This is a genomic window from Dyella sp. (assembly GCF_036568765.1).
GTDB lineage: Bacteria > Pseudomonadota > Gammaproteobacteria > Xanthomonadales > Rhodanobacteraceae > GSA-30.
In genome coordinates this window covers 1-7,153 of the sequence record NZ_DATCRY010000264.1, presented here as the reverse complement: position 1 = coordinate 7,153, position 7,153 = coordinate 1, and the positions used below count along the sequence as shown (strand labels likewise).

7 protein-coding genes and 1 pseudogene are annotated in these 7,153 nt (G+C 61.0%); 1 reads left to right on the top strand and 7 read right to left on the bottom strand.

Features of this window, described 5'->3' with window-relative positions:
* A partial coding sequence (locus VIM98_RS17230) for an ESPR domain-containing protein (protein ID WP_331994345.1) occupies positions 1-1,253 on the bottom strand: 1,253 nt, incomplete at its 3' end.
* A gap of 717 nt (positions 1,254-1,970) precedes the next feature.
* Here VIM98_RS17230 and VIM98_RS17225 point away from each other — a divergent pair.
* Positions 1,971-2,717, top strand: coding sequence for a dienelactone hydrolase family protein (locus VIM98_RS17225; RefSeq protein WP_331994344.1), 747 nt, complete (start codon positions 1,971-1,973; stop codon positions 2,715-2,717).
* Between the two features lie 104 nt (positions 2,718-2,821).
* Here the strand turns inward: VIM98_RS17225 and VIM98_RS17220 are convergent, their stop codons facing one another.
* From VIM98_RS17220 to VIM98_RS17195, 6 genes and pseudogenes are all read right to left on the bottom strand, one after another.
* Positions 2,822-3,493, bottom strand: coding sequence for a TorF family putative porin (locus tag VIM98_RS17220; RefSeq protein ID WP_331994343.1), 672 nt, complete (start codon positions 3,491-3,493; stop codon positions 2,822-2,824).
* A 19-nt stretch (positions 3,494-3,512) separates the two neighbouring features.
* Positions 3,513-4,778, bottom strand: a complete 1,266-nt coding sequence (locus VIM98_RS17215; protein WP_331994342.1) for a S8 family peptidase — start codon at positions 4,776-4,778, stop codon at positions 3,513-3,515.
* Positions 4,779-4,780: 2 nt separating this feature from the next.
* On the bottom strand, positions 4,781-5,437 hold the full coding sequence (locus VIM98_RS17210) for a zf-HC2 domain-containing protein (protein WP_331994341.1): 657 nt from the start codon (positions 5,435-5,437) through the stop codon (positions 4,781-4,783).
* Positions 5,434-6,018, bottom strand: coding sequence for an RNA polymerase sigma factor (locus VIM98_RS17205; protein ID WP_331994340.1), 585 nt, complete (start codon positions 6,016-6,018; stop codon positions 5,434-5,436). The genes VIM98_RS17210 and VIM98_RS17205 overlap by 4 nt, the downstream gene beginning before the upstream one ends.
* A 562-nt stretch (positions 6,019-6,580) precedes the next feature.
* Entirely contained in the window at positions 6,581-6,904 is a 324-nt protein-coding gene (locus tag VIM98_RS17200; RefSeq protein WP_331994339.1) for a hypothetical protein, read from the bottom strand.
* A 15-nt stretch (positions 6,905-6,919) separates the two neighbouring features.
* Positions 6,920-7,153 (bottom strand): annotated as a pseudogene (locus tag VIM98_RS17195) (molybdopterin molybdenumtransferase MoeA); the annotation flags it as partial.

Below are 7,153 nucleotides of genomic sequence, written 5' to 3'. Positions count from 1 at the left end.
CCTGTGCCGAGCGTGAAATTGTTGGCCAGCGTCAGGCCGCCGTTCGAGGCAGCGATGGCGCCGCCATTGGCGCTCACCGCGCCCGACCCGAACACACTGCCGTTGTCGAAATTGACCAGACCGCCATTGAGCGTCGCATCGCCGCTGACAAGCGGCCCCGACAAGTTCCAGGTACCGCTATTGACGAGCAGGTGCTGGAAATTGATGTATGTGCCACTCGATACCGCAGTTAGCGCACCGCCCGTGCCGGTTCCGGTCCCTGCGGAAGGCAATACGTTCTGCAACACCAATGTATTGTTGCCCCCCGCACCACCATCGACCACGCCCGTCGGTGCGAAGCCGAGCGTTACGCCCACCAGACCGATCACATTGAGGCTCAACCCAAGACCGCCTGCCAGGTTTACCGCCGAACCGGATACGACTGTGAACGTATTGGTGCTGCCGATACCCATCGACACGCTGCCATTGATCGTGCCGGCATTGGCAAAGGTATTGCCCACCCCTGGTGTTTTGGAAGCTTCGAAAGCGACACGACCGTTGATGGTGCCGGTGTTCACGAAGTTCACCTGCGCTCCCCCATACGCGGCCACGACAGGAATATCTGAGGGCACCAGGCTGACGCCCAACAAGGCGTTGCCGCCTATGGAGCCGTCATTACGAATATTGCTGACACCGCCCGTGCCGTTCTGCGCGGTCAATGCCATGCCCGTCAGACCGCTCAGGTTCAGGCCGAGCAACCCGGACGTGCCGTTCATGACGCCGGTCGCCGTATTGTTGACGGTTAGCGTGCTGGCATTGCTGTTGCCCACCAGCGTGCCTGAGGAAAGCAAGCTGAGAAGCCCGAGGAGGCTGGGATCGATCGTGCCAGAGTTGTTAAGCGTGGCGTTGTTGCCTGAAAGCGTCAGCGCGGTACCGCCAAGCCCCAGGAGTACGCCGATACTACTGCCCGCATTCGCATTGACTGTCAGGTTATTGGCGTTGGCCGAATAACTCGGTGCCAGAGGATTGGCCGCTCCAGAGCATGTCACCGTGGCACCAGCCGTCGGATTGGCCGGTGTGCAGGCAGCCTGTACTGCCGAACTCAGCCATGGCATGGCCAGCGCCAGTGCGAGCACCAGCGGTCGTCGCGACCATGCGGAGATATTGGCTTCTCTACCTCCCGCGGTTATGGCCTGTCGCTGTGCCGTCAGTTCGGATGCTACTTGCCATGCGCGCAATGCGCGGTTCCACACGAGCCGGTAGATGCGATTCACAGTCTGTTTCTCCTGACGTGGGCGGTAACGACAACATCTGAAGTCTCGAACGCGGCTGAAAATGGCCGCAAAAAACCCTGCGCACATGCATTGGCACGTGCGTTTTTCAATTGGCTCAATACGTCCGTCAGTGCGTGACGGCGCAATGCAGACACGCCCTCGGCGCGATGTCTAATCGCTCAATGCTGACGCGACATCGGCCGACGGCGCGCAGCGAGTGCGCACGCGTACAACAGGCAAACGTTTAGGGAACGATAGTTAGCCGCGCTTAGTCAGGCGGCTCCTGGCAGCATCTACGCGATGGCTCGCAACGTAGCCAACCCCCATTTTCGATCGCTGAAATCACCACCGATTCCAGGTACACCATGAGCCTAGCCTCCTTGTTCGACGGCGGCACAAAAACCGCGCTCACGAACATCCCGGCACTTACGTGCCGCGCTGTCACTCTGTATTCCCCTGGTTCATCGGCGCTGTAGAAGCCGTCGATTTTTATGGAAGCTCCACCGGTATGGAGCGCCGGTCGATTAATGCATGAAAGAAAATAGGAAGCAATAGAAACAAAGTGAATAAAAAACGAATGCGATAAAATCCTAATGACATGTCTTAAAAGACTTACATTTGATTTTCGAATTGGATCGATAAAAAAACATGGTGTCACGCATGGCGCCTGGCGGCGATTGGATCGATAGTGCGGCACATTGCCCCGAGGAGCTCCCTATGCCACGCCCCCTACTGTCCAGCTTGCTTGTCATGTTAGCTTTCTTGCCTTCACTCATCGCTCACGCGGCAGATGTCGCCGCAGTGACTCTCAAGGCGAGCGACGGTGTCACCATCCATGCAAGGTACTATCACGCCACGACGCCCAAAGCGTTGATCCTGTTGTTCCATCAAGCCGGCTCGAGCAAAGATGAATACGCCCAGATCGCGCCGCGCCTGGTGGAAGCCGGCTACAGCGCACTGGCCATCGACCAACGCTCAGGTGGCGATTTGTTCGGACCGAATGAAACAGCCATGGGACTTGGCCGCAAAGCGGATTATCTGGAAGCAAAAAAGGATCTGGATGCCGCTGTCACCTGGGGCGCGCAAAAGCACCTGCCATTGATGCTATGGGGCAGCAGCTATTCATCCTCGTTGATTTTCATCGTTGCGGCCGAGCATCCCGATGTCAAAGCGGTACTGGCGTTTTCGCCAGGCGAATATTTCGACAATAAATCGCTGGTGCGTAACGCTGCGTCGCATGTCAGCGCACCGGTCTATGTCACTTCGTCGGACAGCAGTGAGGAGATCGAAGCGGCGCGATCGATCGTTGCTGCCTCGCCATCGAAACTCAAAGAACAGTATGTGCCACGCTCGGGTGGCGTGCATGGCTCTTCGACACTGATAGAAACGAAGGATCCGAAGGGTGCGGCGGATAATTGGAAGGCGGTGTTGGCGTTTCTCGGGAAGGTGCCGCTATCTCGATAGAGATTCACCCCAACGGCGGCGATGGACTTTACCTAACCCTCTCCCATGGCGACGCCAGGGGAGAGGGGCGCATACAGCAGCGCATCTCAATTCGCCCGCCGGCGTTACCAGCTATAGCGAACGCTAGCCACTAACGCGCTACGCCCTGCGCCCGCCGCCACTGGGTAGCCGGTATACTCCGACCCACGAAATGTCGTCCAGCCCAGTTGGAAATCAAAGCTGGCCAAGGTAAGCCCGAAGCCGGCCCGATAATCGTTGCGCCGCCTGTCCTCATACGCACCGTTGCTTTGAAGCACGCCAGCGTGCCCGAAGATATACCAACGCTCGCCGAGGTTCTGACTGGCATTCAGTTCAGCATAAAGCGCGGGACGCCCCAGACCGAAATAATCGTTCGCGTAGTAAAGGCGCGCACCGATGTGACGATAAGTTACGCCCGCATACACTTCGGCATAGCGATAACTGTAATGGCCAGTATATTGGGTGTATTCCACACCCACATCCCAGCTCCAATCGTGTGCGAACCGCCGCGCGATACCCGCATAAACCATTCCCTGCACGGCGTCTTCGCGCGACAGACGTACATTCGATGCCATCGCGCCAGCGTAACCACCGCTCGATGGAGCATCATAAGACAACGAAAGCTGCGCAGCCGCCTGGCCGTCGCTCAATGAAACGCCGCGATAACGGTAGTCCGACAGCAAAGCAATCGACGAAGCGAATTGCGCGTGCGCCTGGGTAGCGCACAACAAGACGGCGAGCGCAACGGCTTTTCGCACCACGGATTCAAGGCTCTCATCAGCGCGGTACCGATGATGTCAGGCTCGCCGCATCGCAGTCGCAGGCGCAACGTCCACTGGTGCGCGCCACTGCCATGCATGCGTCGATCATCGCAGGCCGCTGTACTGACAAGCCTACCGCAGTTTGCGGCATCATGGCGGTTTGCAAGCGGGTGTCATCCAGCCGCGGCGAGGTTTCGAGCATCAATGCGACCAGGCCGCTGACCTGCGCGGTCGCGAACGAAGTTCCGTTAACCAGCTCGAAGCCCCCTCCCGGCACAGGGGCGGGAATATCGCGCTCCGGTGCAACCAGAGCCCCATGCGGCACCAGCCCTGTCCGATCGCCGACGACTGCGATCACACCTGGGCAGGCCGCTGGAAAACCGTTAGCCGCGTCGCTCGGATCGACGGCACCGACCACCGCCATACGATGCGCCATCGCCACACCGAGCAAGCGTTCCAGAAGTTGGTCGCGCGGACCGGCGAGGCTCAGGTTGAGCACATCCACGTGTTGCTCCAAAGCGAACTGCAGCGCCTTGGCAAGCGTAAAACTGTTGCACTCAGTAGCGGCATCTTGCCGTTCCCAGCAGGCGCGTAGCGCCAATACGCGCGCCTCCGGTGCAATACCGGCAATACCCAGGCCATTCGCGGCAACGATGCCGGCAACCGCGGTGCCGTGCATCTCGGCACGATAGCGGTCACCGTCGACAAAATTGCGAGTCATCGTGACTTGACCGCGCAACTCCGGATGTACGGCATCCACACCGCTGTCGATCACTGCGATGACGACACCTTTGCCGGTAGCGACTTCATGCAGCTCGGCCAGATGCCAGCGCGCCGCCGCCAGCTGCAGCGTATACAACGGATCGCCGTGGCCGGCCCGGCCCAGGGCATGAAACATCTGCATGGGTTGCGCCGATTCGACGCGAGCGTCCTTGGCCAGATCCGCTGCAAGCTGGGCAGTGGATACCCCGCCCGCTGCGCGCATCACGAAGCAATCGACACCGAGCGAAGGCATCGGCCAGTCATCGATCAACACCAGGCCATGTTCTCTTGCCAATTGCTGAGCGACGCGACGCCGCCCCGCTTCACCAGGCGCACCGCGATAACCGGCGCCGCCATACGCGCCGGCTGGCTGGAAATGCGGCGCTGGGGCGCGCAGCATGACCAGTACTTGCGCAGGTTGGGCCGATGGCTCGGACTTTGCCTGCGGTGGCCGTGGCAAAGCCCAGCCAGCGGTAGCCAGGAACAGGCTCAGCAACGCGAACAGGCATGCTCGCGGCATGATTAATGCTCTCCGCCCACATCCATGCGTTCGGCCAGGGTCACTTCGTGCGACGCACGCAGGCTGTCGCGTACGCGATTGGCCCGATCCGGCGAGACATTCAAAAGGTAAGCGCCCGCTTCGGTCGGCCCCCCGACGATACGTGCATCGTTGGATCGCACCAGATCGCGCATTCGCGCTTCACTGATACCGGGATCGAATGTCACGACCAGCAGTGCGCCATGCGATTCTGACGAACTGAGGGTTCGGTACTCTGCTGCAGGCGGATGCCCATGCACAACCAACACGCCCAACGCGACAACCAACACGGCTTGCGCGCCGACAATCCAGGCCAGCCAGCGATCTCTCCGGCCCCAGCCACGGCGAGGCACTTTGGCCGGAACAATGACGGACGGCCTTTCGCCGCCCTGGCGCATCCGGCGCCGCAACCTTCGCATCGCATGCGCCGCGTCGGCGGGCGCCGCCGCCTGTTCACCGGCTACTTCGTGCTGCAACATGCGCAGCCAGTCGACCTCATGCTGGCACTGTGCGCACTCGGCCAAATGTTGCGCTACCTGCTCGCGTTCTTCGCCTTCCAGCGTGCCGTTGACCCACCAGGGCAGCAACCGGTCTGCCTCGGCATGTACCGAGCCCTCGAATTTCACCACCCGCCCGCTCATATCGCCTCCCGGCGCGACGCCAGCGCAGCCTTGAGCTTGCGCCGCGCGTAAAACATGCGTGTTTTCACTGTATCGACCGGACAATCGACGATGTCGGCAATTTCACGGCAGCCATAACCGAAGTAGTACGTCAGCTCGATCACTGCGCGCTGCTCCGCCGAAAGCAGCTTCATCGCATCGTCCAGATGCCGGCGCAGCTCCTGCTGCTGCAATTCGTCATCCGGTCCGGCCGTCGTGCTGCCGCCATGCTCGTCCTGGTCGAACTCCACCGCCTCATCGATGCCACGCAGGGATTTGAGCGATTGCCGATAAGCGATGGCAAAAATCCAGGTCGATACTTTGGCGGTGTGGTTGAACGTATAGGCTTTACGCCACACCACCATCATGGTGTCGTCGATGATTTCCTCGACCAGGTTCAGCTGCTTGGTCATACCGCGGATGAAACGCTGCAAGCGGGGGGAGTAAAGGCGATAGAGCGCCTCGAACGCGTCCATTTCTTCGGCGGCCACGCGCATCAGCAGGGCGACCTCCGCCTGGATGTCCTCGCCGTGCCTGGTTTTCTCGTCTTGCCGTTGTCGCATGCGTGGCTCCGCGGGCTGCACGCCCTGATTGCCGGTGCATACCCCGGGGTGGGGTTCCGGTTCAATCGCCTGACATTTTGAACCGTTCGCGCCGCCATCGGTATCCAACCAGCAACCAAGGCCAGCTTTCCACGGGCAGGGCGCATATCTCCCCCTCCCCTTTGCCCTCTTGTCTGCGGAAAGAGGCCTCGGGTTTGCAGGACGGCGGCCGTGCCAGTGGGGTTCCTTCCTCCTCTCCGCTGGCACGGTTTGCCTTTTGCGTTTTGGCGCATTCTCGACCGGTAGCGAGCGTCCGACCACCCACGGACCGATCCGGCATCCCCGCTACCGCTATGCGCAGGCGAGGCAGTTCCCGGCCGCCAGGTCGCGGTAGCTGCCTCGTTTCTTTTGTCTGTGGGCTTTGTTGTTTCGCGCGATCGCCTCTCGATCCCGCAAAAGGTAGGCCCATTGTCGGAATCGGGGGCTCTACACGCCGAAGCAAGCGGCCAGGGTTGAGGCACTGGGTTCCGCCTTTCGCCGAAACGGCGGTCGAGACGGTTGGGCGCGATGGTGCGCTTATCGATCAGCGCGGTTTGCGCTGCCGGACGCTGTCGCGTACGTCGACATCGAAAAGCAGTTCCAATGCTCCACCGAGCTGGAAATGCAGGCCTTCACGCGTGGGCAAGCGTTCCACGTGCGCCTCGGCCGCCGGGCGCGGGAGCACGATATGCCATGCCTGGGCGCTGCCGGAAAGGCTTGCCGTCTCCCCTAACGACAGCCTGCAGCGCATAGCGAAGGCGCCGGCAAACTCCGTGCGCATCTCCAGGTCTTGCCCCGCCAGTAGCGCAGTAAGCTCCTGCTCGCCGATACGCACGCGCAAGCTCTGGTCTTCGATCTGCAACTTCATGCGACGATCCTTTGGCTAAAGGCTTGCGACTTCGACCACGCTGCCAACGGGAAGCTCGCCCGCCTGCTCGGGCAGCACCACCCAGCCGTCGGCCTGGGCGAAAGGATGGATGCGGAACGGCTGCTGCTGCGAGCCGACGCTCGCATGCAGGCGCCCTTCGGTATCGACAACAAGTGCAGCACGCAGGAAATGGCGCAGCCCCGGCTTGGGTTGCTGCGGAGTGTCGAGCACGGCGTGACGTACTGGCTC